We start from the raw sequence: 25,522 nt of genomic DNA on the forward strand, positions 1-25,522 counted from the left end.
CATGCGTCGAATCATTTCTGTTTTGCTTGAAAACGAGCCCGGTGCACTGTCCCGTGTTGTTGGTCTGTTCTCGCAGCGTAACTACAACATTGAAACGTTGACGGTGGCGCCGACCGAGGACGAAACCCTGTCGCGCCTGACGGTAACAACCACAGGCTCGGACAAAGTCATCGAGCAGATCACCAAGCAGCTCAACAAGCTGATTGAAGTGGTCAAGCTGGTGGATCTGACGGAAGGCTCCCACATCGAGCGTGAGCTGATGCTGGTCAAGCTCAAGGCCACTGGGTCCCAGCGTGCCGAGATCAAGCGTACGGTTGATATCTTCCGTGGCCAGATCGTGGATGTTACCAGCTCGGTCTATACCGTTCAGTTGGCCGGTGCCAGTGAAAAACTGGACGGCTTTATTCAGGCGGTGGGTACCTCGGGCGTGCTTGAGGTTGTTCGCAGCGGGGTTTCGGGCATCGCCCGTGGTGAAAAGGTATTAAGCCTGTAACAGGCACTGACATCATTCTGTACAATGACGGCCCCCAAAAGGCCAATACAATATTATAGAGGTTTTCCATGCAGGTTTATTACGATAAGGATTGTGATCTTTCCATCATTCAGGGCAAGAAAGTTGCCATCATCGGTTTTGGCTCACAGGGGCACGCGCATGCATGCAACCTGAAAGAGTCCGGTGTGGATGTAACGGTTGGTCTGCGCCCAGGTTCTTCTTCCATTGCCAAGGCGGAAGCCTATGGCCTCAAAACCAGTGACGTTCCCGCAGCAGTTGCCGCAGCGGATGTCGTTATGGTTCTGACGCCGGACGAGTTCCAGGCCCAACTGTATAACGCAGAGATCGAGCCGAATCTGAAGCAGGGCGCCACTCTGGCGTTTGCCCACGGTTTTGCGATCCACTACAACCAGATCGTGCCGCGCAAAGATCTGGATGTGATCATGATTGCCCCGAAAGCGCCGGGCCACACTGTGCGCACCGAATTTACCCGTGGCGGCGGTATCCCTGATCTGATTGCCATCTTCCAGGATGCTTCCGGCAACGCCAAGAACCTGGCGCTCTCGTACGCCAGCGGTATCGGTGGCGGCCGCACCGGCATCATCGAAACCACCTTCAAGGATGAGACTGAAACCGATCTGTTTGGTGAGCAGGCTGTTCTCTGTGGTGGTACCGTTGAGCTGGTAAAGGCGGCCTTCGAAACACTCGTGGATGCCGGTTACGAGCCTGAAATGGCGTACTTCGAGTGTCTGCACGAGCTGAAGCTGATTGTTGACCTGATGTACGAGGGCGGTATTGCCAACATGAACTACTCCATCTCCAACAACGCGGAGTATGGTGAGTACGTGACTGGTCCGGAGATCATCAACGAGCAATCCCGCGAAGCTATGCGCAATGCCTTGAAGCGCATCCAGACCGGTGAATACGCCAAGATGTTTATTCAGGAAGGCAGCAGCAACTACCCGTCCATGACGGCCCGTCGCCGCATTAATGCCGAGCATCAGATTGAGACCGTTGGCGAAAAACTGCGCTCCATGATGCCCTGGATCTCCGCGAACAAGATCGTGGACAAAGACAAAAACTGATCCGGTACCTCGGACTGGTTTGGAAAACGCGGCCCGGGTGGCCGCGTTTTTCGTATATACTCCGCCTAAATGCTTTCCGGAGTGATTGGAATGACTGATGAAAAGAAGCAGGCCGAAACACAGGCTGAAAAGAAAGATGTTCGGGGACGGTCAGACGCCTCTGGTCATGAACATGATATTGAGTCCGGCGAAGTTGTCGAGGAAGAGTTGGTAGAGGGGGCGCCGGTTCGTCGCAAGGGGATATACCTGCTGCCTAATGCGCTGACAACGGCTTCCCTGTTCTCTGGCTTCTACGCGATCGTTTCCGCCGCAAACGGCGTATTCGACAATGCCGCGATTGCGATCTTTGTATCCATGATCCTGGATGGGCTTGACGGTCGGGTTGCCAGGTTGACCAATACTCAGAGTAAGTTCGGCGAGGAATACGACAGTCTCGCGGATATGGTCGCCTTTGGTGTGGCTCCGGGTATGGTGGCGTTCTTCTGGTCGCTGAACAGTCTTGGTCAGGTTGGTTGGGCTATTACCTTTATCTATGTGGCGGGAGCTGCTTTGCGGTTGGCACGATTCAACACCCAGATCGGCTCCATGGACAAGAAGTTTTTCGTGGGGCTGCCCAGTCCTGCGGCTGCAGCGTGTGTTGCCGGGTTAGTGTGGTGTTTTCATGCGATGGAGCCGGCCAGTTGGCTAACCCTCATGACGATCATCGTCGTTGGCGGTTGTGGTGTGTTGATGGTCAGCAACATTCTCTATAAGAGTTTCAAGGACTTGGATATGCGGGGGCGGGTGCCGTTCGCTGCAATACTCCTGGTGGTGCTGATGTTTGTGGTTGTCGCGCTTGATCCGGCAACAGTCCTGTTTAGCGGGTTCCTTATCTATGCGTTGTCGGGGCCGGTTTTTGCACTGTTTAGAAAATCGCGCCGCTCGGCAGGCGAGTCGGCGTAATTTCGGCCTGAAAAATGAACGTTCTGATTGCGGTTTGATCAGCGTTATAGGGGGTAACCGAAACAGAGTAAAATTAATTGATTAACCTCGTTGACACATTCTCAGGGCTCTGTAGAATGCGCATCTCTTTCGAGGGGAACGCCACCGAGGCGGACCAGGAATTGAAAGGCAACCATTTGAATTTATTGGCAGTTTTTCGGTTTAAAACCGAAGTCAAAATAAACGGTTGACAAGGCAGCGATTCGATGTAGAATACGCCACCTTGATCGGGCAAGCCCCGAACGCTCTTTAAAAAGTTAACCAAGTAATTCGTGTGGGCGCTGGCCGAGGTATTTCGGATACGAAATATCAGGACAGTGACTCGTCGAAATTGAGTTTTGTCTTGAGCAAGAATAGAGAATCTTCGGATTCTTGTATGATTTAAACTGAAGAGTTTGATCATGGCTCAGATTGAACGCTGGCGGCAGGCTTAACACATGCAAGTCGAGCGGTAACAGGGGGAGCTTGCTCCCCGCTGACGAGCGGCGGACGGGTGAGTAATGCATAGGAAACTGCCCAGTAGTGGGGGATAGCCCGGGGAAACCCGGATTAATACCGCATACGCCCTTCGGGGGAAAGCAGGGGATCTTCGGACCTTGCGCTATTGGATGTGCCTATGTCGGATTAGCTAGTTGGTGGGGTAAGAGCCTACCAAGGCGACGATCCGTAGCTGGTCTGAGAGGATGATCAGCCACATCGGGACTGAGACACGGCCCGAACTCCTACGGGAGGCAGCAGTGGGGAATATTGGACAATGGGGGCAACCCTGATCCAGCCATGCCGCGTGTGTGAAGAAGGCTTTCGGGTTGTAAAGCACTTTCAGTGAGGAGGAAAACCTTACGACTAATACTCGTGAGGCTTGACGTTACTCACAGAAGAAGCACCGGCTAACTCCGTGCCAGCAGCCGCGGTAATACGGAGGGTGCAAGCGTTAATCGGAATTACTGGGCGTAAAGCGCGCGTAGGTGGTTTGATAAGCGAGATGTGAAAGCCCCGGGCTCAACCTGGGAACGGCATTTCGAACTGTCAGGCTAGAGTATGGTAGAGGAGTGTGGAATTTCCTGTGTAGCGGTGAAATGCGTAGATATAGGAAGGAACACCAGTGGCGAAGGCGGCACTCTGGACCAATACTGACACTGAGGTGCGAAAGCGTGGGGAGCAAACAGGATTAGATACCCTGGTAGTCCACGCTGTAAACGATGTCAACTAGCCGTTGGGACTCTTGAAGTCTTAGTGGCGCAGCTAACGCACTAAGTTGACCGCCTGGGGAGTACGGCCGCAAGGTTAAAACTCAAATGAATTGACGGGGGCCCGCACAAGCGGTGGAGCATGTGGTTTAATTCGACGCAACGCGAAGAACCTTACCTGGCCTTGACATGCAGAGAACTTTCCAGAGATGGATTGGTGCCTTCGGGAACTCTGACACAGGTGCTGCATGGCCGTCGTCAGCTCGTGTCGTGAGATGTTGGGTTAAGTCCCGTAACGAGCGCAACCCCTATCCCTAGTTGCTAGCAGTTCGGCTGAGAACTCTAGGGAGACTGCCGGTGACAAACCGGAGGAAGGTGGGGATGACGTCAGGTCATCATGGCCCTTACGGCCAGGGCTACACACGTGCTACAATGGTGCGTACAGAGGGCTGCAAACCCGCGAGGGGGAGCTAATCTCACAAAACGCATCGTAGTCCGGATCGGAGTCTGCAACTCGACTCCGTGAAGTCGGAATCGCTAGTAATCGCGAATCAGAATGTCGCGGTGAATACGTTCCCGGGCCTTGTACACACCGCCCGTCACACCATGGGAGTGGATTGCACCAGAAGTGGTTAGTCTAACCTTCGGGAGGACGATCACCACGGTGTGGTTCATGACTGGGGTGAAGTCGTAACAAGGTAGCCGTAGGGGAACCTGCGGCTGGATCACCTCCTTAAACGAAGCCGAAAGCTTCGGTCAGAGTCCACACGAATTACTTGGTTAGCTTAAGAAGAGAGCAAAGGGTCTATGCAGGCCCGACTTGGCTTGTTTCAGGACAAGCAAAACCGGGTCTGTAGCTCAGGTGGTTAGAGCGCACCCCTGATAAGGGTGAGGTCGGTGGTTCAAGTCCACCCAGACCCACCAGAATTGCGTAGCTCGTCGTTGTGTCCGGACTTGCATAGCAGGCTATGCGGCGCCCGAACACGCCTAGATCTACACAATTCTTGTAAATAGCTTTTAGGGGCTGTAGCTCAGTTGGGAGAGCGCCTGCCTTGCACGCAGGAGGTCAGCGGTTCGATCCCGCTCAGCTCCACCAATACCTGGACAGATCGATGAATGCCTGGCTTCGGTCAGTGTACAGAAACAAGTTTTTCAGTGTTATGACTCGATTGAGGGTTGTGACTGAAGACCTTCTTTCTGATCACTGGGTCAGATTTGCTCTTTAACAAATTGGACGAGATAGAACACGAATACTTTTTCTCATTATCTCCGAGAGAAAGTGTTCAATGTGATAGCGATTTCAAGCGTTATCCGGTGTTGTCGTTGAAGTGGTTGTATATGACTTCGAGTGACTGTCTCTGAATCTCATCTCTGAATGAGAAGGTTGTGTTCACTTCGGTGGGTCCGACGTTCTGGTTGAGTGTGAGAAACGGATCAGTTGTCTTGGGGTTATATAGTCAAGCAACTAAGCGCATACGGTGGATGCCTTGGCAGTCAGAGGCGATGAAAGACGTGGAAGCCTGCGATAAGGCTCGGGGAGCTGGCAAACAAGCTGTGATCCGGGCATCTCTGAATGGGGAAACCCACCGGTCTTCGGGCCGGTACCGTACGGTGAATACATAGCCGTACGGGGCGAACTCGGGGAACTGAAACATCTAAGTACCCGAAGGAAAAGAAATCAACCGAGATTCCCTCAGTAGCGGCGAGCGAACGGGGACCAGCCCTTAAGCTGGACAACTGGTAGGAGAAGGCCCTGGAAAGAGCCGCCATAGTGGGTGATAGCCCCGTATCCGAAACCTGAGTCCAGTGAAATCGAGTAGGACGGGACACGAGACATCCTGTCTGAACATGGGGGGACCATCCTCCAAGGCTAAATACTCCTGACTGACCGATAGTGAACCAGTACCGTGAGGGAAAGGCGAAAAGAACCCCTGTGAGGGGAGTGAAATAGATCCTGAAACCGTATGCGTACAAGCAGTCGGAGCGGACTTGTTCCGTGACGGCGTACCTTTTGTATAATGGGTCAGCGACTTATGTTCAGTGGCGAGGTTAACCGTTTAGGGGAGCCGTAGGGAAACCGAGTCTGAATAGGGCGATTTAGTCGCTGGGCATAGACCCGAAACCGGGCGATCTATCCATGAGCAGGTTGAAGGTTGAGTAACATCAACTGGAGGACCGAACCCACTGTCGTTGAAAAGCCAGGGGATGACTTGTGGATCGGAGTGAAAGGCTAATCAAGCCCGGAGATAGCTGGTTCTCCCCGAAAGCTATTTAGGTAGCGCCTCGGACGAATACCACAGGGGGTAGAGCACTGTTTCGGCTAGGGGGTCATCCCGACTTACCAACCCGATGCAAACTCCGAATACCTGTGAGTACTATCCGGGAGACACACGGTGGGTGCTAACGTCCATCGTGAAGAGGGAAACAACCCAGACCGCCAGCTAAGGTCCCCAAATACCAGTTAAGTGGGAAACGATGTGGGAAGGCTCAGACAGCTAGGAGGTTGGCTTAGAAGCAGCCATCCTTTAAAGAAAGCGTAATAGCTCACTAGTCGAGTCGGCCTGCGCGGAAGATGTAACGGGGCTCAAACTGGTTACCGAAGCTGCGGCTGTGCACGCAAGTGCACGGGGTAGGGGAGCGTTCTGTAAGCCTGCGAAGGTGTGTCGAGAGGCATGCTGGAGGTATCAGAAGTGCGAATGCTGACATGAGTAACGACAATGGGGGTGAAAAACCCCCACGCCGGAAGACCAAGGGTTCCTGCGCAACGCTAATCGGCGCAGGGTGAGTCGGCCCCTAAGGCGAGACCGAAAGGTGTAGTCGATGGGAAACGGATTAATATTTCCGTACCTTGGATAGCTGCGATGGAGAGACGGAGAAGGCTAGGTGAGCCGGGCGACGGTTGTCCCGGTTTAAGCATGTAGGCAGTGGGATTAGGCAAATCCGGTCCCACAATGCCGAGACGCGACGACGACTGCCCTTTTAGGGCGGGAAGTCATTGATGCCCTGCTTCCAGGAAAATCTTCTAAGCTTCAGGCTATTCGAGACCGTACCCCAAACCGACACAGGTGGTCAGGTAGAGAATACCAAGGCGCTTGAGAGAACTCGGGTAAAGGAACTAGGCAAAATGGTGCCGTAACTTCGGGAGAAGGCACGCCGGTGGTATGTGACGCCCTTCGCGGGTTGAGCAGAAGCCGGTCGAAGATACCAGGCCCCTGCGACTGTTTATTAAAAACACAGCACTGTGCAAACACGAAAGTGGACGTATACGGTGTGACGCCTGCCCGGTGCCGGAAGGTTAATTGATGGGGTTAGCGCTTGCGCGAAGCTCTTGATCGAAGCCCCGGTAAACGGCGGCCGTAACTATAACGGTCCTAAGGTAGCGAAATTCCTTGTCGGGTAAGTTCCGACCTGCACGAATGGCGTAACGATGGGGGCGCTGTCTCTACCCGAGACTCAGTGAAATTGAAATCGCCGTGAAGATGCGGTGTATCCGCGGCTAGACGGAAAGACCCCGTGAACCTTTACTATAGCTTCACAGTGAACTTTGAGCATGTTTGTGTAGGATAGCTGGGAGGCTTTGAAACCAGGACGCCAGTTCTGGTGGAGCCAACCTTGAAATACCAGCCTGACCTGTTTGAGGTTCTAACTTCGACCCCTTATCGGGGTTAAGGACACTGTGTGGTGGGTAGTTTGACTGGGGCGGTCTCCTCCCAAAGCGTAACGGAGGAGCACAAAGGTGGGCTAAGCATGGTCGGACATCATGCGGTTAGTGTAATGGCACAAGCCCGCTTAACTGCGAGACAGACACGTCGAGCAGGTACGAAAGTAGGTCATAGTGATCCGGTGGTTCTGTATGGAAGGGCCATCGCTCAACGGATAAAAGGTACTCCGGGGATAACAGGCTGATACCGCCCAAGAGTTCACATCGACGGCGGTGTTTGGCACCTCGATGTCGGCTCATCACATCCTGGGGCTGAAGCCGGTCCCAAGGGTATGGCTGTTCGCCATTTAAAGTGGTACGCGAGCTGGGTTTAGAACGTCGTGAGACAGTTCGGTCCCTATCTGCCGTGGACGTTGGAGATTTGAGGAAAGCTGCTCCTAGTACGAGAGGACCGGAGTGGACGAACCGCTGGTGTTCGGGTTGTGTCGCCAGACGCATTGCCCGGTAGCTATGTTCGGATAGGATAACCGCTGAAAGCATCTAAGCGGGAAGCCCCTTCCAAGATGAGATCTCCCTGGACCCTTGAGGTCCCTGAAGAGCCGTTCAAGACCAGGACGTTGATAGGTCGGGTGTGTAAGCGCTGCGAGGCGTTGAGCTAACCGATACTAATTGCTCGTGAGGCTTGACTATATAACACCCAAGACAATTGCGGATAACGCAAGAGCCATCGCGCTCAATCGAAATCAACATCACATCGTTCTACCTCGTCCACCCAGTGATCAACCGTTTTGCCTGACGACCATAGCGGTCTGGAACCACCTGATCCCATCCCGAACTCAGCCGTGAAACAGACCAGCGCCGATGGTAGTGTGGCTTCTGCCCATGTGAGAGTAGGTCATCGTCAGGCTCTTAATACCAAAACCCCCGCGGCTTCGCCGACGGGGGTTTTTTATTGCCTGTAAAAAAGTAACGACCAATAACCTATAGTGGTGCGGTGCCGCTCGGGTTGCCCAGCATTGGTGCGTTGCTGGGGATTTGTTGCCCTTGGAAATATTCGCAATGCATTGTTTTTAAAAATTAAAAATATTCTGGAATATATTTTGCTGAAGTATCGGGTCTAGAGTTAGGCTCCGACAGGTACCGGCAACGACGCCGTCAGAAGGAAGTGAAGGTGTCGGCCATTCCTGTTTTGCTTTGATAGCTCGCCACATTTGGCCCCCCCTTCTTTAGAACCTTCCTCACGATCTGTTGGCAAATTCAGCATGTTTACAGGCCAACGTATGAGCGATACCTCTTTTCGATTCTTTTCTTTCGTAGGAAGGATCAAAGTTCTTCACCTGAGTTGGGTAGCGTTTTTTATAAGCTTCCTGGTCTGGTTTAATCACGCCCCCCTAATGTCTTCTATTCGAGATCAGTTCGGGTTGTCAGCCTCGGAAGTAAATACCTTGTTGCTGCTCAACGTGGCATTGACGATACCAGCTCGAATTCTTATCGGTATGTTAGTGGATGCACTCGGCCCTCGCCGTGTGTATAGCCTGGTCCTTGTTGTGTCGGGGCTTCTCTGCATCGCATTTTCACTCTCCACAACCTTTGAGCAGCTTGCTGTGACCCGGTTTCTGTTGGGCTTTGTTGGTGCGGGGTTCGTTGTGGGTATCCGGCTGATAAGTGAATGGTTTCCGGCGAAGGAGCTGGGGCTGGCTGAGGGTATCTATGGCGGTTGGGGTAACTTTGGTGCTGCGTTTGCGGGGCTTTCATTGCCGGCAGTAGCGCTGTGGTTTGGTGGTGATAACGGATGGCGCTGGGCGGTAGGCACGACCGGCGTTATCGCGATTATCTACGCGGCGGTTTTCTTCATCCTGGTTCGCGATACCCCAAAAGGTTCGACTTACTTCAAGCCAAAGCGGGGCGGTGCGATGGAAGTCACCAGCAAGGGCGATTTCGTCCTTTACGTGGTAATGAACTTGCCGCTGTTCTTTGCTTTGGCGTTGATCGTTTGGCAACTGGGGCCCTATAAGCTCGGTATGCTGGGGGCTCCGACAACCTATCTTCTTTATGGTGCGATAGGGGTGATGGCAGCTGTCCAGTTCTTGCGGATTTGGCAGATAAACGGTCACGTCTTTCAAAGGCCTGTACCGGCATTTGATCGTTACCCGTTCAAGCAGGTAGCACTTTTAAATCTCGTATATATGGCGAGCTTCGGATCGGAACTTGCGGTGGTCTCCATGTTGCCGCTGTATTTCCTGGATACGTTTGATATCTCTCCCATGTTGGCGGGGATGCTCGGCGGGAGTTTTGCTCTGATGAACCTGTTTGGGCGCCCCGGCGGCGGCTATCTTGCGGACCGCTATGGGCGAAAGCTGATTACGATACTGATGCTGGCCGGTATCGCAGTTGGATACTTCTTCATGGCAAGGATTGATAGCAGCTGGCCTCTGCCATTGGCGGTCGCTCTGGTTGTGCTCTGCTCGATTTTTGTGCAAGGCGGATGTGGCGCAGTCTATGCGTCGGTTCCGTTGGTGAAGCGTCGTCTTACCGGCCAGGTTGCGGGGATGGCAGGTGCCTACGGCAATGTAGGAGGTGTTGTCTTCCTGGTTGTATTGGCCCTGGTGCCCTCAGAGCAGTTCTTCCTGGTGTTGGGAGCAATTGCTCTGGCAATCATGTCCCTGGTGATGATCTTCATGGATGAACCTGATCCGCAAACAAGCGAGGTTATGCCGGATGGTTCCGTCAGAATGATTGACGTAACGTGAGTGGTCGCCTCCAATTACAGGCCGGCCAATACAGCATCGCCGGCCGGAAGGCCGAGAATCAGGACAGCCTGGGTATTCGGTATCCAGAAGGCGAGGCCCTCGTTCTCAAGGGAGTTGCTGCTGTTATTGCCGATGGGGTGAGTGCTTCAGCCGCAGGCCGTGAGGCGGCTGAGACCTGCGTAAAAGGGTTTCTGCACGACTACTACAGTACGCCGGACTCCTGGGCCGTTGAAACTGCGGCCGGTCGTGTCCTTGGGGCCTTGAATCGATGGTTGCACGGTCGTGGTCACGCCGGCCATGCAGATGCCCATGCGATGGTGTGTACTTTTAGCGGTGTCGTCATCAAGAACAATCGAGCCTATGTATTTCATGTGGGGGATAGTCGGGTTTGTCTTGTTCGCAACGACGAACTGGAGTGCCTGACCAGGGACCATCATGCAGTTGTAGGCGCCGATAGGGGCGCGCTGACAAAGGCCATGGGGGCTGAGCTGAATGTCGAAATTGATGTATTCCGGGCAAACCTTCTGCCCGGTGATTGTTTGCTATTGACCACTGATGGTGTGCACGGGTATCTCGACCCAGTCGTTATGGCCGGACTTGCAGCGGAGGGTGACGCGGATGAGGTCGCCAGGGCGCTGGTGGACGCAGCCTACTCCGCTGGAAGCCCCGACAACCTGAGCGCTCAGGTACTTAATATTGAGCATCTGCCAGTGGAAGACGTTGAGGCTCATTATGAACGGCTGACGTCGCTGGCATTTCCGCCGCCATTGGAGCCCGGGCAAAGGCTTGACGGTTATCGGATCGTCAGGGAAATCTACGCCAGCCGCCGCACCCAGGTTTACCTTGCTAGCCCCGATGCCGGCGGTGAGCCGGTGATTATCAAAACGCCGTCGCCGAACTTTGTGGATGATCCGGCCTATATCGACCGTTTTCTCAATGAGTGCTGGGTGGGGCGCCGTGTAAACAGTCCTCATATTGTCCGGTTTATTGAGCCGCCCCAGAACCGACGCTGCCTCTATTGTGTCACCGAATATATTCAGGGACCGACGCTACGCGAGTGGATGAACGACAACCCCCTGCCAACGCCTGCCGACGTGAGGAACCTCATTCAGCAGATTGCCATTGGTTTACGGGCTCTGCACCGTCTTGAAATGGTGCACCAGGATCTCAAGCCAGAAAACGTACTGATTGCCAGAGACGGGACAGTTAAAATCATTGACCTGGGCGCGGTACGAATTCGAGGGATTGAGGAGATTGATGTGCCGTGGGGGCAGGATGGCTGCCTGGGGACTGAGAGCTACGCTGCGCCGGAGTGTCTTGAGGGTGATCGGGCAACACCCGCCTCTGACCGCTATTCCCTGGCGGTGATTGCCTATGAGCTGTTGACCGGTCAGCTTCCCTATGCGAAGCCTCCCAGACCGTCCGTCCGTCGCCATATGCGCTATCGCAGTATACGCGAATTCAACCCAGACCTGCCGGTGTGGCTGGATGCCTGCCTGCAACGCTCCGTTTCCTTGAGGCCGGAGTCCCGATACCCTTCGCTGTCGGAATTCCTGAGGGATCTCGGACATCCCAACCCGGCGCTGACACCCACCGAATGGCGCCCGCTCGTGGACCGTGTGCCACCGGAAAACTGGCGTTTCATCGCGGTTGTCTCTCTGGTGCTCAATGGTTTGCTGATTTGGCTGGTCTGGATGAACGGCGTCGACTAAACACTATGCACGCCCCGTGGGCATCGCAATCGATGATATACTCCCGAGAAACTGGTCTTCAGTTGCCCTGATGGAGAGCGCCATGCCTGCGAACGATCACCTGGTTATTTTTGACACAACATTGCGTGACGGTGAGCAAAGCCCCGGCGCAACGATGACAAAAGCGGAGAAACTGCGGATAGCCCGGATTCTCGAGAAGCTGAGGGTTGACGTCATAGAGGCGGGTTTTGCGATCGCCAGCCAGGGTGACTTCGAGGCGGTAAAGTCGATTGCAGAGTCTATCAAGGAATCTACCGTTTGCAGTCTTGCCAGGGCACTGGATAAGGACATTGACCGCGCCGCGGATGCCATAAGGCCGGCCGAGCGCGGACGTATCCATACCTTCATTGCGACGTCTCCGATTCACATGCAGTACAAGCTGCAGATGCAGCCGGATGACGTGGTTGAGCAGGCCGTCAGATCCGTTAGGCGTGCCCGCAGTCATGTTGACGACGTTGAATTTTCCTGCGAAGACGCCGGTCGGTCAGAGCTGGATTTTCTGTGCCGTATTATCGAAGCGGCAATCAAGGCCGGCGCAACAACCATCAACATTCCGGATACAGTGGGCTATGCTATTCCGGAGCAGTTTGGGGAGACCATCCGTCAGTTGCTGAACCGTGTTCCGAACGCCGACAAAGCCGTGTTCTCCGTTCACTGTCACAACGACCTCGGGCTTGCAGTTGCAAACTCCCTTGCAGCCGTTAGCAGCGGCGCCCGCCAGGTGGAATGCACCATCAACGGGCTCGGTGAGCGGGCAGGGAACGCTTCTCTTGAAGAGCTTGTGATGGCGGTTCGTACCCGTCAGGATCTTTACGCTATCGACACCCGGGTAGATGCTCAGCACATTGTGCCTGCCTCTCGACTGGTATCGACCATCACCGGCTTTCCGGTACAGCCTAACAAGGCGATCGTTGGTGCAAACGCCTTTGCCCACGAATCAGGTATTCATCAGGATGGCGTCCTGAAGCATCGGGAAACCTACGAAATCATGCGGGCACAGGACGTGGGCTGGCACACCAACAGCCTGGTGCTGGGCAAACATTCTGGCCGTAATGCTTTCCGTTCCCGCCTGTTGGAACTCGGCATCCAGTTTGAGACAGAAACAGAGCTTAATGAAGCCTTTACCCGGTTCAAGGCACTGGCTGATCTCAAACATGAGATTTTCGATGAAGACCTTCAGGCGATTGCCAGCGATACCCGGCAGAAGGAAGAAGACGGCCGCTATGGGCTTGTTACTATGCAGGTGTGCTCTGAGACCGGTGTTATTCCCCGGGCTCGCTTGACCCTTCTGGTGGATGGCAGGGAGCACAAGGTAGAGGCAGAAGGCAGCGGGCCGGTTGACGCCACCTTCAAGGCCATTGAGTCCCTGGTAGACTCCGGCTGTAACCTGCAGCTCTATTCCGTGAACAACATTACCAGCGGTACGGATGCCCAGGGAGAAGTAACGGTACGCCTGGAGCGCGGTGGTCGAATTGTGAACGGCATCGGCGCCGATACCGATATCATTATCGCCTCCGCAAAGGCCTACATTGAGGCCCTGAACCTGATCAGCCGGGGCGGTGTTCGGCAGCACCCGCAGGGCGCTGATGTCTGAGCAGGGTAGGCGAAGGGGGCTAGTACAATGATGATGCCGGAGGCAGAACGTCAATTTTATCTGGGCAAGGCGGGAATCCATCTCTGGTACGCCAGGAAGGCGTTACCCGGCGCCGCACCGAGCCCTGAATTCGCCTTTCCCGAGCAGGATGAGCCGGAGCTGGAAGCTGCTGCGATTGCACCGCCTCCGGTTCCGGCGCGGCCATCCGTTCCCCAGCGTAAGGTTGATGGTGTCGGCAAGGACAGAATCGCCGGCATCCAGGCGCTGATGGCCGATGACACGCCGGAACCTGCTGGCGTAACGGTGCCCGAAAAGGTTCCGGAAACGCCAGTTGCCGTTGAGTCGAAGGCACCGGCCGACGAGTCGCCTGAAAAAACAGTGGACGCTGCTGGGGAGCTGCCCCGCCAGATTCACGCCCACCTTGGGTTCTGGTTCTCAGAGCAGCTTGTGCTGATCAGTGGTGTATCCGACGAGGCTAGCACACGTCTTCAAGACACACTGGCAAAAAACATCCTGACAGCGGTCGGTGAAACCCGGATTGAGAAAGGGCGCGAGCTTCGCTGGCCGGTGTTTGGAAATCTGAGGGTTCCAGGAAACAGCGCAGACTGTTTTCGCGATACTCTTCATTTCCTGGCCAATGACTTCGGTGCCCGCAAAGTGGTCTTGCTCGGAGTTTTAACCAACGATTCTCCCTCAGAAAGAGCTGTATTGCTTGACGATGCGCTGGGTGATGCTGCTGTCGACTTCTCCCATACTCTTGCCGAATTGGCTGCGGTGCCCGCTTACAAGCGTGAGCTCTGGCAGCAGTTGAAGTCCGCTGTCGGGGGCTGACTTGTGGGTCAGGATCTATACCGCGAGATAGAGAGTGCCGACCTCATGATCCGGGCCTTACGCCAGGAGGATCTGCCTGACGTCCTCAATATCGAAGCCCAGGGCTACTCCTTCCCCTGGAGCGAGTCCGTTTTTTTGGGGTGCTTTCGGCCTGACTATCGGCTCTGGGCACTCGAGTGGGGGCAGCGGCTCAGTGGATACGCCGTCGTCGCTTATATGGCGGGTGAAGCCCATTTGCTGAATTTGTGCGTGGCACCGGCTAAACAGGGCAATGGCGGAGGACGCCGTTTGCTTCGGCACCTTGTGCTGGAGGCGGCGCGGGATGGCATGAGCCAGGTTTTACTGGAGGTGCGCGCCAGCAACCGTGCAGCAATTGATCTGTACGCGGCGGAAGGTTTTGACGTGATTGGTCGCAGGAAGGGCTACTACCCTGCAGGCCGCGAGCGGGAAGACGCACTGGTCATGGCCTTACCCTTGGGCGGATAGTCCCTCGAAACTCCGCGGTTAGATCGGCACGCTCTCAACGGATGCGGGTTCGCGTCAGTGCCTTAATATCCCTATAATGACGTCCGTTTTTTCAGTCTCTCCGAACCAGGTTGTTACCAATTATGACCAGCCTTGCCAGCGAAGTATCCCAGCGCCGCACGTTTGCGATTATCTCGCATCCGGATGCGGGTAAAACCACCATTACAGAGAAGGTTCTGCTGTTTGGGCAGGCCATCCAGAAAGCCGGCACGGTCAAGGGAAAGAAGTCGGGGCAGCACGCAAAATCCGACTGGATGGAGATGGAAAAGGAGCGTGGTATTTCCGTCACCACCTCGGTGATGCAATTCCCATATGGCGGGCGCCTGGTCAACCTCCTGGATACGCCTGGCCACGAGGATTTCTCGGAAGATACCTACCGCACGTTAACGGCGGTGGATTCGTGCCTGATGGTGATCGACAGCGCCAAGGGTGTTGAGGAGCGCACGATCAAGCTGATGGAAGTAACCCGCTTGCGGGATACGCCAATACTGACCTTCATGAACAAGCTGGACCGTGATACGCGTGATCCCGTGGAGTTGATGGATGAGGTTGAGGATGTCCTCAAAATCGCCTGCGCACCGATTACCTGGCCCATCGGTATGGGGAAGAATTTTAAAGGTGTCTATCACCTGACCCGGGACGAAGTGATCCTGTACAAATCCGGTCAGGGCCATGCCATCCAGGAAAAACGAGTGATCCAGGGGCTTGAGAATCCTGAGCTGGACGAGGTTCTGGGAGGCTATGCTGGTGATCTCCGAGACGAGATTGAGCTGGTCAAAGGAGCGTCCCATGAGTTCGATCTGGACGCCTTCCTTGCGGGCGAGCTCACGCCGGTGTTCTTCGGTACGGCGCTGGGCAATTTTGGTGTGGATCACATGCTTGATGGGTTGGTGGAGTGGGCCCCAACACCGCAACCGCGTGAAACCGATCAGCGATTAGTGAAACCAGAAGAGGATGTCTTCTCGGGCTTCGTGTTCAAGATTCAGGCGAATATGGACCCCCAGCACCGGGATCGTGTGGCTTTTCTGAGGATCGTGTCGGGGCGCTACAATCAGGGCATGAAAGCGCGTCACGTGAGAATCGGCAAGGAAGTTCGCTTTTCCGATGCGCTGACCTTCATGGCAGGTGATCGGGAGCACGCGGGGGAGGCGTTCGCAGGCGATATTATCGGCCTTCACAACCACGGCACCATCCAGCTGGGAGATACCTTCACTGCCGGTGAGGATATGAAATTTACCGGCATCCCCAATTTTGCACCGGAATTGTTCCGTCGTATTCGCCTGAAGGACCCGCTCAAGTCCAAGCAGCTGCAAAAGGGTTTGATCCAGCTTGCGGAAGAAGGCGCGGTACAGGTTTTTCGCCCGCTTCGAAACAACGACCTGATCGTGGGAGCGGTGGGTGTCCTGCAGTTTGATGTGGTGGTTAGTCGGCTCAAGAGCGAATATAAGGTTGAGGCGGTGTATGAGCCGATAAATGTTGCAACGGCACGCTGGGTAACGGCCTCTGATGAGCGTAAACTGGATGAGTTCGAGCGTAAGGCTAACGATTTCCTGGCTCTGGATGGCAGCGACCGACTGGCCTACATTGCGCCAACGATGGTCAACCTGCAGTTGGCCCAGGAGCGCTATCCAGAGATCAGCTTCCATAAAACACGGGAGCACTAGTAGGCTGGAGTGAGTGAATGCGACTCATTGATGCTCATTGCCATTTTGACTTCCCTGAGTTTGATGGGCGTCGCAAGGCAGTGCTTGAGGACGCTCGCAGCAGTGGTCTGTCGAATCTCGTTATTCCCGGCGTTCGGCGGCCCGACTGGAGCAGAGTGAGTCGCATTGCATCGGAATACGATGGGCTCTACTACTGTCTCGGAATCCATCCCTGGTATGTGGCTGAGCATACCGCTGATGACCTATGCGCATTGCAAGGCTTGCTCGAAGACCGTCCAGGTCATTGTGTAGCCTTGGGGGAGTGCGGCCTGGATCGGCTCCAAGGGGACATGCGGGATCAGTACGCCTGGTTTGAAGGGCAGGTTGATATTGCTGCGCTTGTACATTTACCGCTGGTTATTCACTCCGTTAAGACCCACGACGAGGTCTATGAGGTGCTGCGGCGCAAGCGCTTTTCAGGGCGGGTGTTGGTGCACGGGTTTTCGGGCAGCTATGAGCAGGCTACCAAGCTGATTGACCTTGGTTGCTTCATCGGTGTTGGTGGTGTCATTACCCATCAGCGAGCGCGAAAGACCCGGGATACCATCGCCCGGTTGCCCGTTGATGCGCTGATCCTCGAGACGGACGCGCCTGATATGGCGCCAGCGGGCGTCGAGGCGGGGCATAATTCGCCTGCGTACCTGCCGTCGATACTAGCCACCCTGGCACGGTTGCGGAATTCGGGGCTCGAAGACCTGGCCCAGTCGCTGCTCTGCAACGTGCAGCGGCTGTATGGTTGGAACGAAGTCGGCGCTTCCGAGCGCTAGAGTCGTGGAAATGACGACCACGGGTTGTTTCGGTGCCCTTTGGTTGGTGGCTCCGTTCCGCGGTAGCAATGAGGATACGTGAATAACGAAACAGTCCCTTTCAGGGTTGGCTTTCTTTTTGGGTTCGGATATACTTCGCGCCCTGGCTTTTCAAGGCGATGCCATCATCTCAGCCCCGAATGATGTCACTGCCGCATAACATACAGGTAAAGAACCTCCTCCGGATGCCGAGCATTTACCGGTGGTGGTTTTTAACGTTTCTTATATAGCGTTCAAGGCGGAATCAATGAAGACTCTGAGTGCGAAACCAGAAACAGTAACACGTGACTGGTACGTTGTAGACGCAGCCGGCAAGACGCTGGGTCGTCTGTCAACTGAAATCGCCCGTCGTCTGCGGGGCAAGCATAAGCCTGAGTACACCCCTCACGTCGACACTGGTGATTACATTGTGGTTATCAATGCCAGTCAGGTACGGGTTACCGGCAAAAAAGCATTTGACAAGATGTACTACAGTCACACCGGCTTTCCGGGTGGAATCAAGTCCATCAACTTCGAGAAGCTGGTCGACAAGGCTCCTGAGCAAATCATTCAGAAGTCTGTTAAAGGCATGCTTCCGAATGGCCCGCTTGGCCGTGCCATGTTCAAGAAGCTGAAAATTTATGCCGGCGCTGAGCATCCTCATGCAGCCCAGCAGCCCAAAGAACTCGACATTTAACGGAAGGCGGATATGTCTGTAGCACAAAATTACGGTACTGGTCGCCGCAAGACATCCACGGCTCGGGTTTTCATCAAGCCGGGAAGCGGTAACATCTCTATCAACGGTCGTTCCATTGAGCAGTTTTTCGGTCGCGAAACTCTGCGGATGATTGTTCGTCAGCCCCTGGTGGTTGCTGAATCCACGGATCGTTTCGATATCAACATCACTGTTAAAGGTGGTGGTATCAGTGGTCAGGCGGGCGCTATTCGTCACGGCCTGACTCGCGCCCTGATGGATTACGATGAAACGCTGCGCCCTGCGCTGCGTAAAGCGGGTTACGTTACCCGTGACGCTCGTGAAGTGGAGCGTAAGAAAGTTGGTCTGCGGAAGGCGCGTAAGCGTCCTCAGTTCTCCAAGCGTTAAAAATCGCTGGAGCAGATCCGAAAAAACCCGGTCTATTGGCCGGGTTTTTTGTTGTCTGGGAAGTCAGTTTCGAACAGGCTTGAGACAGGTAATGGCCCGGCTCAAAGCCTTTCCGACTTGTAAGGGCAGGGTAATTTCATTACCATTTGAGCGCTTATAATTTTAGGTTGAGAGAAGTCCTTTTCGATGTGCAGTTTCCCTGTAAGCAGGGCTGTATGTCGCCTGATGGGAGATAACCATAATGAGTAATGGCGACGTGAGCCAAGGCAGGCGCCGATTTTTGATCGGTGCCACGTCTGTGGTGGGTGGTGTCGGCGTCGTCGGTGCGGCCGTGCCTTTCGTAGCATCCTGGAATCCCAGTGCCAAAGCGGAAGCAGCCGGTGCACCGGTCACCGTCAATGTCAGTAAACTGGAGCCAGGTCAGCAAATGACCGTCAAATGGCGCGGTAAGCCGGTGTGGGTTATTCGCCGCACCGAAGAGATGAACGAAAACATTCTCGAGCTGAATGACCAGGTGAAGGATCCTCTTTCCAAGGAAGCGGACCAACCTGCCTACATCGAAGGCGAGCTCCGGGCACTCAAGGACGAGTACGCTGTTCTCGTCGGTATCTGTACCCATCTGGGCTGCTCTCCCCAATTCAGGCCAGAAGTCGCTCCAGCCGATCTCGGGGAAAACTGGCTTGGCGGCTTCTATTGTGCGTGTCACGGCTCCCGTTACGACCTTGCCGGGCGTGTCTATCCGAATATGCCGGCACCCTCGAATCTTCAGGTGCCTCCCTATCGCTTTGACGACGAGAACACTCTGACCGTCGGTCTGGATCCTGAGGGGGCCGCATAATGAACAAGTTAGTGAACTGGGTAGACGAACGTCTTCCAATTGTCGATGCGTGGAACAAGCACGTTGGCAAGTATTACGCGCCCAAGAACTTCAACATGTGGTACTTCTTTGGTTCGCTGGCGATGTTGGTGCTGGTGAATCAGCTCGTGACCGGTATCTGGCTGACCATGAGCTATAACCCCACAGCGGAAGGTGCGTTCGCGTCAGTTGAATACATCATGCGTGATGTTGAGTGGGGTTGGTTGCTTCGATACCTGCACTCCACCGGCGCTTCCGCGTTCTTCGTGGTGGTTTATCTCCACATGTTCCGTGGCTTGATGTACGGCTCTTATCAAAAGCCGCGCGAGCTGATCTGGATCTTCGGTATGCTGATTTACCTGGTTCTGATGGCCGAAGCATTCATGGGTTATCTGCTGCCCTGGGGCCAGATGTCCTACTGGGGTGCGCAGGTGATCGTAAACCTGTTTGGCGCCATTCCGGTCATTGGCGATGATCTGTCGCTGTGGATCCGCGGTGACTACCTGATCTCTGGTATTACCCTGAACCGATTCTTTGCATTGCATGTTGTCGCATTACCAATCGTTCTGCTTGGTTTGGTGGTGTTGCACATTCTTGCGTTGCACGAAGTTGGCTCCAACAACCCTGACGGTATTGATATCAAGAAGAACAAGGACGAAAACGGCATTCCCAAAGATGGTATACCGTTCCATCCCTATTACACGGTGCATGACCTGTTGGGCGTCGGTGTTTTCTTCTTCATCTTTTTTATCGTGGTCTTCTTCTTCCCCGAGATGGGCGGGTTGTTCATTGAAAAGCCGAATTTCGAGCCTGCCAATGCCCTCAAGACGCCCGACCACATAGCGCCGGTGTGGTACTTCACACCGTTCTACGCCATGTTGCGGGCGGTGACTATTGACCTCTTCGGCCTGGACGCGAAGTTCTGGGGTGTTGTCGTGATGGGGGCTGCTATCGCCATCCTGTTTGTTTTGCCCTGGCTGGACAGAAGTCCGGTACGCTCAATGCGCTACAAAGGCTGGTTGAGCAAGATCGCTCTGACGATCTTCGCCATCAGCTTCATTGTCCTGGGGTACCTGGGTATTGTTCCGGCCACTGAGGGTCGCACAACGGTTGCCCAGATCCTGACAACGCTTTACTTCCTCTATTTTATTCTCATGCCGTTCTACACACGCATGGAGAAAACAAAGCCAGTTCCAGAGAGGGTGACAGGATGATGAGAAAGCTGATAGTTGGTCTTTTCATAGCGATCCTGCCAGCTCTCGGGCTGGCAGCGGGGGCGTCCGTGCCGCTTGATACCATGGAGCCGGACCATACCAACAAAGCGTCGCTTCAGCGCGGTGCGGCCCTTTTCACCAACTACTGCATGGGGTGTCACTCCATGGAGTATGCGCGGTATAAGCGTGTATCGGATGATCTGGGGATTCCCGCCGAGCTTTACGAGGAGAATCTGATTTTCACTGGTGCAAAGATCGGTGAACTCATGAAGAACTCCATGAGCAAGGAAATGGCTGCGAGCTGGTTCGGTGCTCCGCCACCTGACCTGACCCTGGAATCTCGTCTTCGCGGTGAAGACTGGATCTATTCCTATCTTCGTGGCTTTTACAAGGATGAAAGTCGTCCGCTGGGTGTGAACAACGTGGTCTTCGAAAACGTTGGTATGCCCCATGTGTTGATCGGTTTGCAGGGGCTGTGTGCGGTTGAGCCGAGAATTGGTGAGGGTGCGAGTGTTGATCCTCTCAGTGGCGATGTTCGTAATGCAGACATTTGCCCGGAATGGGAAACAGAAGGCTCCATGGAGCCGGAGGAATTCAACCGGGCTATGTACGACCTGACCAATTTCATGTCTTACATGGGTGACCCGATAAAGGTTGAGCGTGAAAGGCTGGGTATGTTCGTACTGATCTTTGTGGCGATCTTCTTTATCTTTGCCTACCTGCTTAATCGCGAGTACTGGAAGGACGTACACTGAGATTTCAGGTATAATTCCTGTCCCTGAGTTCCAGCGGGCAATAGCCGGCCCGCTGGATTTTTGCGTTTTTCAGGATCAATTCGGTTAGTCAAATCGTGAGGTAGTTCTATGGGCGTTGTGACCAAGCGGTCATCAATGACGTTTTTCTCGGACCCGGCCAGTCATTACAGCCACAGAGTCCGCATTGTGCTGGCAGAGAAGGGGGTGACGGTTGACGTCGTGAACGTTGATCCGGATAACCCGCCTGGAGAGTTGGCTGACCTGAATCCGTACAATGCCCTGCCGACGCTGGTGGATCGTGACCTTGTGCTCTACGAGCCAAACATCATGATGGAGTATCTGGACGAGCGTTTCCCGCATCCTCCATTGCTGCCGGTTTATCCTGTTGCGCGTGCGAACAGTCGCCTGATGATCCATCGCATCCAGAAAGACTGGTGTGGGTTGGTGGATCAGATTCTGGCTCAGCCCAACGCAAAGGCGTCGGATGCAGCCCGAAAAGAGCTTCGCGAGAGTTTGCTGGCCACGGCGCCGCTGTTCGGTGAGATGCCTTTTTTCCTGTCGGAAGAGTTCACGATCGTGGATTGCTGTATTGCTCCGATTCTGTGGCGCTTGCCGTCGCTGGGTATTGAGCTGAATGAAAAGCAGGCGAAGCCGCTTCAAAAGTACATGGATAGCATATTCAGTCGTGAAGGTTTCAAGGCGAGCCTGTCAGACCTGGAAGAAGATATCCGTAACTGATATGCAGCGCCTGAAACCGGTTCAGGAGAAAGGCAGTGCCTGATAGTAAGATAACGATGACATCAAGCCGTCCCTACCTCGTTCGGGCATTCAACGAGTGGATCCTCGACAATGACTGCACGCCCTACATTGTTGTGGATGCGGGAGTGCAGGGCGTTCAGGTTCCGACTGAGCATGTGGCCAATGGGCAGATCGTGCTCAATATAAGTCCTGGAGCTGTGCGTGGTCTGGTGATTGGTAACGGCGCTCTGGAATTCAGCGCACGCTTTGGCGGTGTGCCAATGCAGGTCTTTATCCCGTTGCAGGCTGTCATGGCGGTTTACGCAAAGGAGAATGGTGAGGGCATGGTCTTCGGTAGCGAGCCAGGCTCCCCTGATCCGGAAGGACCTGGTGGTAAGGATTCCGAGCATGGTAGTGGTGATAACGGTCAAGGTGGTGACCGGCCCAGCGGTCGGCCAACGCTCAAGGTCGTGAAATAGCACTGTCTTGAAGGGAAAGTGTCAGGATGCCTAAAAGCCAGCTGTTTTTAACAGCTGGCTTTTTTGTTTATCCGCCGAACAGTTTTTCGTCGATCAGTCCGCACAAGGCGTTGATAATCACTAACAGAATAGGCGTTGCAGCCGTCGGGGAAAGGTTATCCAGGGCGATTTCGTGGTCCTCCGGGTGAAGCAGGGAGGTGATGTCGGTTTTCTCCTTGGCACTCAGTACTACCACATTCATTTCTCTGTCGTGCGCGGCCTGTATGGCCTGGATCAGGTTGGCTTTGTGGCCGTCGTCCACAATAACCAGGAGCAGATCGTTGGCTTTGCCAATAGCGCGAACCTGTCTTGAGAAGGTGTCATTGAAGCGATTGTCGCGACAGATTGCGGAATAGGTTGTTGCGTCCGCTCCCAGATTGATGGCGGGCAGTGCCGGTCGGTCGTGCTCAAAGCGGTTGAGCAGCGCAGTACAGAAGTACTGTGTGAGTACGTTGGCATTGCCGTTGGCGCAGGTAATGATCTTGCCATCATTCAGTAGCGTGTTAACCAGTGCGTCTGCGGCGCTCTCAATGGCCGGCGCCGTCAGGCTGGCGGCGTGGGCCGTGTGTTCCATGTGGTTGGCAAACCACTGGTTTATCTGTTGTTCGGTATCCGTCATAGTCAGACCTGAATGGCGTTTTTTATCCATTGTATCCGGTATTTTTTGCGATCGCCCGGTGCGATTGCGATTACGTCAATTCTTGCGTTCGCATTCCACAGCCCATGCCTGTGGAGGTAAAACGAAGCGGCGCGGATAAGGCGCTTTTGCTTCGTGGGGGTGATGGATTCGGCTGCACCGGTCAGGCTACCGCTTCCGCGGTATCGCACCTCGAAGAAAACCAGCGCATCACAGTCCCGGCCGATGAGGTCAATTTCGCCCCCGCGACTGAACACATTGCGTGCCAGAATAGTGACGCCTCGCGTCTGAAGGTAGCGCGCGGCAACGCCCTCGGCATGGTCCCCGGTGGCTTTTCGAGTTCCTGTGCTGCCATCCATGGCGTAAGGTGTCCTGGTTGTTAATTTGGATTGGAGGCGCCTTCCATAGTGGGGGCGTCCGATTCTGTTTCTTCAGGTTCCAGTGATGGCAATTGTTCTGGAGTTCCTTCGCTGAATCGGGCCCAGAGCTGTTCCCGGTGAATGCTGCCTTGCGGCGTCATGGTCAATACCCCGGTCTGGCCGTCTATCGTGGCGCCATCGACCTGCCTCAGTAATGGCAGTCGTTTGCTCAGATTCCAGGCATCGGCCCCCATGGCGAACAGGCGGCCAAGCTGACCCCGGACATCAGGCATGGCTTCCTTGACGATGTCGCGAAAGCGGTTTTTCTTTTCAAGAACCCAAGGCGTGTCGGTAAAGGTGACGCCGTTCAGGTCCCGGTCCCTCGATGGGTCCGGATTACCTTCGTAGACCATGGAGGGTGAGTAAACGGGCAGATCGCCGCCAAAATAGAAGGCGAATAATGGTTTGAACTGCCGTGCGACGGTTGGCTCCGCCACCATAACGATGCCGTCGGCATCCTGGCGCCGCCGGGGCTCGAATTCAACGTCAATGCCGGCAGTGCGTTCAACGTCTATGGCCCGATCGCGGGATACTGTGATGCCAAGCAGGTCGGCAGTGACGGCACGGAGATTGTCCTCGCGGAAATAGCGCTCAATATCCAGGGCGATGCCTCCATTCTCTGCCAGCTGGTCCAGCAGGGCAGTTTCCAGTCGGTCCCCCCAATTCCCCGTTGGGATCAGCACAAGAATCTGATCGATACCCTCTGCATCAAGACGGTTGGCAATTTGTCTGGCTTCGTCTTCTGCTGACAGCCCGAACTGGTAGAGTCCGTCAGGAGCTGTAACCTCCCGTGGCAGATAGTTCAGGCCAAGAACCGGCACGGGCAGAGTCGACATGTCGCCGAGTGCTGCCAGGGACTCTTTTTCCAGGGGGCCGACAATCAGGTCCTGTTCCTCTTTGGTCAGTTCGTCATAAAGCGAACGAAAGTTCTGATCCGAGGTGTCGACGACTCGAATGCTGATTTTTCCGCGCTCCGCTGAGTCGTCCTCGTAGTAGGCGGCGAAAAAACCATCGCGGATGGCAGCGCCCGCACTCGACAGTGGGCCGCTGAGCGGCAATGCCAGGGTGACTCTTTCGGGCTGGCTCTCTGCAAGGCTTGCAATCAGTTGCAGTTCAGCCGGTAAGGCCCCGGCGGCGGGGTGGTCGGGCCAGTTGTTCTGCCAGTTGCGGATCATTCTTCCCTGTTCGTCCAGATTGATGCCCGGCTGCCGGAGAATGCCTGCCAGTTCAAGCCAGCCCTGGGCTTCATAGCCAATCGCTCGGCCTTTTCTGTCGGCGAGCTGGGTGTCTGAGGTCTGTTTCAGGTTCTTCCAGATATCGTCATGGATAGATTGCGTATTGGCGTCTGTGTCCGCTCCGGACAGCAAGATCAGGGTAATGGCCGCCGCAAGGTTGTCTCCGGCAAGCCGATAGGTTTGCTCTTGCAGTCTTGCGGCGCGGTTAATCAGGTTTCTTTCATAATTAAGGAAATGATCTGGCTCTATGCCAGATACAATGCTCTTCGCCCAATCGCCATCCTCAAGCGCAGTGGCGCTGGCCATGGCTAGCAGAAGCCGTTGGTTTTCTGTGGCCTCAGTGGTCGGCGAGAATTGCTTGCTTTGAAGCAGCTTCCTGGCGGCCCGGTGTTCGTTTTGACCCTGGAACCTGTCCGCTGCTCTCAACAGGTAAGCCTGTGCGCTTTGTCGGTTGGTTTCGCTGGCAGCGACTTCAAGAGCTTCTCCGGCGGTTTTGGCAATGTACGATTCCAGGTTCACGCTTGCGCAACCCGCAAACAGCACCGTCGTGGCCAGGAGAATGGTGATGGTTTTCAGGTTCTGGCGGTATTTGGTCATGGCTGGCTCACAATACTCCGGGTTATTACGCTTGTGGCGCCGGGTAATCGGCGGCATCATGCCGGGAGCCCTGGTGCCCGCCGGGCTTCCCATTAATGGTTTGAT

General features: G+C 54.8%; 20 protein-coding genes, 2 tRNA genes and 3 rRNA genes. 22 read left to right on the top strand and 3 right to left on the bottom strand.

Features of this window, described 5'->3' with window-relative positions:
* Position 1 precedes the first annotated feature (1 nt).
* The 22 genes from ilvN to AAGD24_RS05175 all read left to right on the top strand — a co-directional run bounded on the left by ilvN (position 2) and on the right by AAGD24_RS05175 (position 22,490).
* Positions 2 to 493 carry an acetolactate synthase small subunit gene (ilvN, locus tag AAGD24_RS05070; protein ID WP_007155058.1) on the top strand — a complete coding sequence of 164 codons (492 nt, stop codon included), beginning with the start codon at positions 2 to 4 and terminating at the stop codon, positions 491 to 493.
* A 68-nt stretch (positions 494 to 561) separates the two neighbouring features.
* Positions 562 to 1,578: a ketol-acid reductoisomerase gene (ilvC, locus tag AAGD24_RS05075; RefSeq protein ID WP_007155057.1), complete on the top strand. Its 1,017-nt coding sequence runs from the start codon at positions 562 to 564 to the stop codon at positions 1,576 to 1,578.
* A gap of 90 nt (positions 1,579 to 1,668) precedes the next feature.
* Complete coding sequence (pssA, locus tag AAGD24_RS05080; RefSeq protein WP_036203693.1) at positions 1,669 to 2,520, top strand: CDP-diacylglycerol--serine O-phosphatidyltransferase; 852 nt, start codon at positions 1,669 to 1,671, stop codon at positions 2,518 to 2,520.
* A gap of 422 nt (positions 2,521 to 2,942) precedes the next feature.
* Positions 2,943 to 4,482, top strand: a 16S ribosomal RNA gene (locus AAGD24_RS05085).
* Between the two features lie 111 nt (positions 4,483 to 4,593).
* Positions 4,594 to 4,670, top strand: a tRNA-Ile gene (locus tag AAGD24_RS05090).
* 96 nt (positions 4,671 to 4,766) lie between these two features.
* Positions 4,767 to 4,842: transfer RNA gene (locus AAGD24_RS05095), tRNA-Ala, on the top strand.
* Positions 4,843 to 5,201: 359 nt separating this feature from the next.
* Positions 5,202 to 8,097: ribosomal RNA gene (locus tag AAGD24_RS05100) — 23S ribosomal RNA — on the top strand.
* Positions 8,098 to 8,198: 101 nt separating this feature from the next.
* Positions 8,199 to 8,314: ribosomal RNA gene (gene rrf / locus AAGD24_RS05105) — 5S ribosomal RNA — on the top strand.
* Together the 16S, 23S and 5S rRNA genes with 2 tRNA genes alongside form the textbook arrangement of a ribosomal RNA operon.
* Positions 8,315 to 8,687: 373 nt before the next feature.
* A complete protein-coding gene (locus AAGD24_RS05110) occupies positions 8,688 to 10,157 on the top strand; it encodes an MFS transporter (protein ID WP_305937534.1) in 1,470 nt (489 codons plus the stop codon).
* A complete protein-coding gene (locus AAGD24_RS05115; protein WP_379866731.1) occupies positions 10,154 to 11,869 on the top strand; it encodes a protein kinase in 1,716 nt (571 codons plus the stop codon). The genes AAGD24_RS05110 and AAGD24_RS05115 overlap by 4 nt, the downstream gene beginning before the upstream one ends.
* Before the next feature lie 82 nt (positions 11,870 to 11,951).
* On the top strand, positions 11,952 to 13,502 hold the full coding sequence (locus tag AAGD24_RS05120; RefSeq protein WP_379866733.1) for a 2-isopropylmalate synthase: 1,551 nt from the start codon (positions 11,952 to 11,954) through the stop codon (positions 13,500 to 13,502).
* A gap of 27 nt (positions 13,503 to 13,529) precedes the next feature.
* Positions 13,530 to 14,333: a 2-isopropylmalate synthase gene (locus AAGD24_RS05125; protein WP_305937536.1), complete on the top strand. Its 804-nt coding sequence runs from the start codon at positions 13,530 to 13,532 to the stop codon at positions 14,331 to 14,333.
* A gap of 3 nt (positions 14,334 to 14,336) precedes the next feature.
* On the top strand, positions 14,337 to 14,819 hold the full coding sequence (rimI, locus tag AAGD24_RS05130; protein ID WP_036203703.1) for a ribosomal protein S18-alanine N-acetyltransferase: 483 nt from the start codon (positions 14,337 to 14,339) through the stop codon (positions 14,817 to 14,819).
* A 122-nt stretch (positions 14,820 to 14,941) separates the two neighbouring features.
* Positions 14,942 to 16,522, top strand: a complete 1,581-nt coding sequence (gene prfC / locus AAGD24_RS05135; protein ID WP_036203705.1) for a peptide chain release factor 3 — start codon at positions 14,942 to 14,944, stop codon at positions 16,520 to 16,522.
* Between the two features lie 17 nt (positions 16,523 to 16,539).
* Entirely contained in the window at positions 16,540 to 17,328 is a 789-nt protein-coding gene (locus AAGD24_RS05140) for a TatD family hydrolase (RefSeq protein WP_151982840.1), read from the top strand.
* 286 nt (positions 17,329 to 17,614) lie between these two features.
* Positions 17,615 to 18,043 (top strand): 50S ribosomal protein L13, encoded by a 429-nt coding sequence (rplM, locus tag AAGD24_RS05145; protein ID WP_007154598.1) that lies wholly within the window; start codon positions 17,615 to 17,617, stop codon positions 18,041 to 18,043.
* A gap of 12 nt (positions 18,044 to 18,055) precedes the next feature.
* Positions 18,056 to 18,448, top strand: coding sequence for a 30S ribosomal protein S9 (gene rpsI / locus AAGD24_RS05150; RefSeq protein ID WP_007154597.1), 393 nt, complete (start codon positions 18,056 to 18,058; stop codon positions 18,446 to 18,448).
* A gap of 241 nt (positions 18,449 to 18,689) precedes the next feature.
* Positions 18,690 to 19,286, top strand: coding sequence for a ubiquinol-cytochrome c reductase iron-sulfur subunit (gene petA, locus AAGD24_RS05155; protein ID WP_036203711.1), 597 nt, complete (start codon positions 18,690 to 18,692; stop codon positions 19,284 to 19,286).
* The gene (locus AAGD24_RS05160) at positions 19,286 to 20,518 is read left to right on the top strand and encodes a cytochrome bc complex cytochrome b subunit (protein ID WP_007154595.1); all 1,233 of its coding nucleotides are present in this window, start codon (positions 19,286 to 19,288) and stop codon (positions 20,516 to 20,518) included. Before petA ends, AAGD24_RS05160 begins: the two co-directional genes overlap by 1 nt.
* Positions 20,518 to 21,273: a cytochrome c1 gene (locus tag AAGD24_RS05165; RefSeq protein WP_036205673.1), complete on the top strand. Its 756-nt coding sequence runs from the start codon at positions 20,518 to 20,520 to the stop codon at positions 21,271 to 21,273. The genes AAGD24_RS05160 and AAGD24_RS05165 overlap by 1 nt, the downstream gene beginning before the upstream one ends.
* A gap of 108 nt (positions 21,274 to 21,381) precedes the next feature.
* Positions 21,382 to 22,011 carry a glutathione S-transferase N-terminal domain-containing protein gene (locus tag AAGD24_RS05170; protein WP_036203714.1) on the top strand — a complete coding sequence of 210 codons (630 nt, stop codon included), beginning with the start codon at positions 21,382 to 21,384 and terminating at the stop codon, positions 22,009 to 22,011.
* Positions 22,012 to 22,067: 56 nt separating this feature from the next.
* Complete coding sequence (locus AAGD24_RS05175) at positions 22,068 to 22,490, top strand: ClpXP protease specificity-enhancing factor (RefSeq protein ID WP_177190669.1); 423 nt, start codon at positions 22,068 to 22,070, stop codon at positions 22,488 to 22,490.
* A gap of 67 nt (positions 22,491 to 22,557) precedes the next feature.
* On the opposite strand, the gene AAGD24_RS05180 is transcribed toward AAGD24_RS05175, so the two are convergent.
* Genes AAGD24_RS05180 through AAGD24_RS05190 form a run of 3 tightly spaced genes read right to left on the bottom strand, consistent with a single transcriptional unit; the run spans position 22,558 to position 25,477 of the window.
* Positions 22,558 to 23,148 (bottom strand): SIS domain-containing protein, encoded by a 591-nt coding sequence (locus AAGD24_RS05180; protein ID WP_036203719.1) that lies wholly within the window; start codon positions 23,146 to 23,148, stop codon positions 22,558 to 22,560.
* A 2-nt stretch (positions 23,149 to 23,150) separates the two neighbouring features.
* Positions 23,151 to 23,525: a YraN family protein gene (locus AAGD24_RS05185; RefSeq protein WP_379866738.1), complete on the bottom strand. Its 375-nt coding sequence runs from the start codon at positions 23,523 to 23,525 to the stop codon at positions 23,151 to 23,153.
* A gap of 20 nt (positions 23,526 to 23,545) precedes the next feature.
* Complete coding sequence (locus AAGD24_RS05190; protein ID WP_379866740.1) at positions 23,546 to 25,477, bottom strand: penicillin-binding protein activator; 1,932 nt, start codon at positions 25,475 to 25,477, stop codon at positions 23,546 to 23,548.
* Between the last annotated feature and the right edge of the window lie 45 nt (positions 25,478 to 25,522).

The sequence above is a fragment of the Marinobacter sp. M5B genome (assembly GCF_042604615.1).
GTDB lineage: Bacteria > Pseudomonadota > Gammaproteobacteria > Pseudomonadales > Oleiphilaceae > Marinobacter > Marinobacter salarius.

Coding starts and splice junctions, on each gene's coding strand:
- AAGD24_RS05140 (WP_151982840.1), top strand. CDS start 16,540: ATGCGACTCATTGATGCTCATTGCCATTTTGACTTCCCTGAGTTTGAT.
- rpsI (WP_007154597.1), top strand. CDS start 18,056: ATGTCTGTAGCACAAAATTACGGTACTGGTCGCCGCAAGACATCCACG.
- AAGD24_RS05160 (WP_007154595.1), top strand. CDS start 19,286: ATGAACAAGTTAGTGAACTGGGTAGACGAACGTCTTCCAATTGTCGAT.
- AAGD24_RS05175 (WP_177190669.1), top strand. CDS start 22,068: ATGACATCAAGCCGTCCCTACCTCGTTCGGGCATTCAACGAGTGGATC.
- AAGD24_RS05185 (WP_379866738.1), bottom strand. CDS start 23,525: ATGGATGGCAGCACAGGAACTCGAAAAGCCACCGGGGACCATGCCGAG.
- prfC (WP_036203705.1), top strand. CDS start 14,942: ATGACCAGCCTTGCCAGCGAAGTATCCCAGCGCCGCACGTTTGCGATT.
- rplM (WP_007154598.1), top strand. CDS start 17,615: ATGAAGACTCTGAGTGCGAAACCAGAAACAGTAACACGTGACTGGTAC.
- AAGD24_RS05180 (WP_036203719.1), bottom strand. CDS start 23,148: ATGACGGATACCGAACAACAGATAAACCAGTGGTTTGCCAACCACATG.
- AAGD24_RS05165 (WP_036205673.1), top strand. CDS start 20,518: ATGAGAAAGCTGATAGTTGGTCTTTTCATAGCGATCCTGCCAGCTCTC.
- ilvN (WP_007155058.1), top strand. CDS start 2: ATGCGTCGAATCATTTCTGTTTTGCTTGAAAACGAGCCCGGTGCACTG.
- AAGD24_RS05190 (WP_379866740.1), bottom strand. CDS start 25,477: ATGATGCCGCCGATTACCCGGCGCCACAAGCGTAATAACCCGGAGTAT.
- pssA (WP_036203693.1), top strand. CDS start 1,669: ATGACTGATGAAAAGAAGCAGGCCGAAACACAGGCTGAAAAGAAAGAT.
- AAGD24_RS05170 (WP_036203714.1), top strand. CDS start 21,382: ATGGGCGTTGTGACCAAGCGGTCATCAATGACGTTTTTCTCGGACCCG.
- AAGD24_RS05125 (WP_305937536.1), top strand. CDS start 13,530: ATGATGATGCCGGAGGCAGAACGTCAATTTTATCTGGGCAAGGCGGGA.
- AAGD24_RS05120 (WP_379866733.1), top strand. CDS start 11,952: ATGCCTGCGAACGATCACCTGGTTATTTTTGACACAACATTGCGTGAC.
- ilvC (WP_007155057.1), top strand. CDS start 562: ATGCAGGTTTATTACGATAAGGATTGTGATCTTTCCATCATTCAGGGC.
- AAGD24_RS05110 (WP_305937534.1), top strand. CDS start 8,688: ATGAGCGATACCTCTTTTCGATTCTTTTCTTTCGTAGGAAGGATCAAA.
- petA (WP_036203711.1), top strand. CDS start 18,690: ATGAGTAATGGCGACGTGAGCCAAGGCAGGCGCCGATTTTTGATCGGT.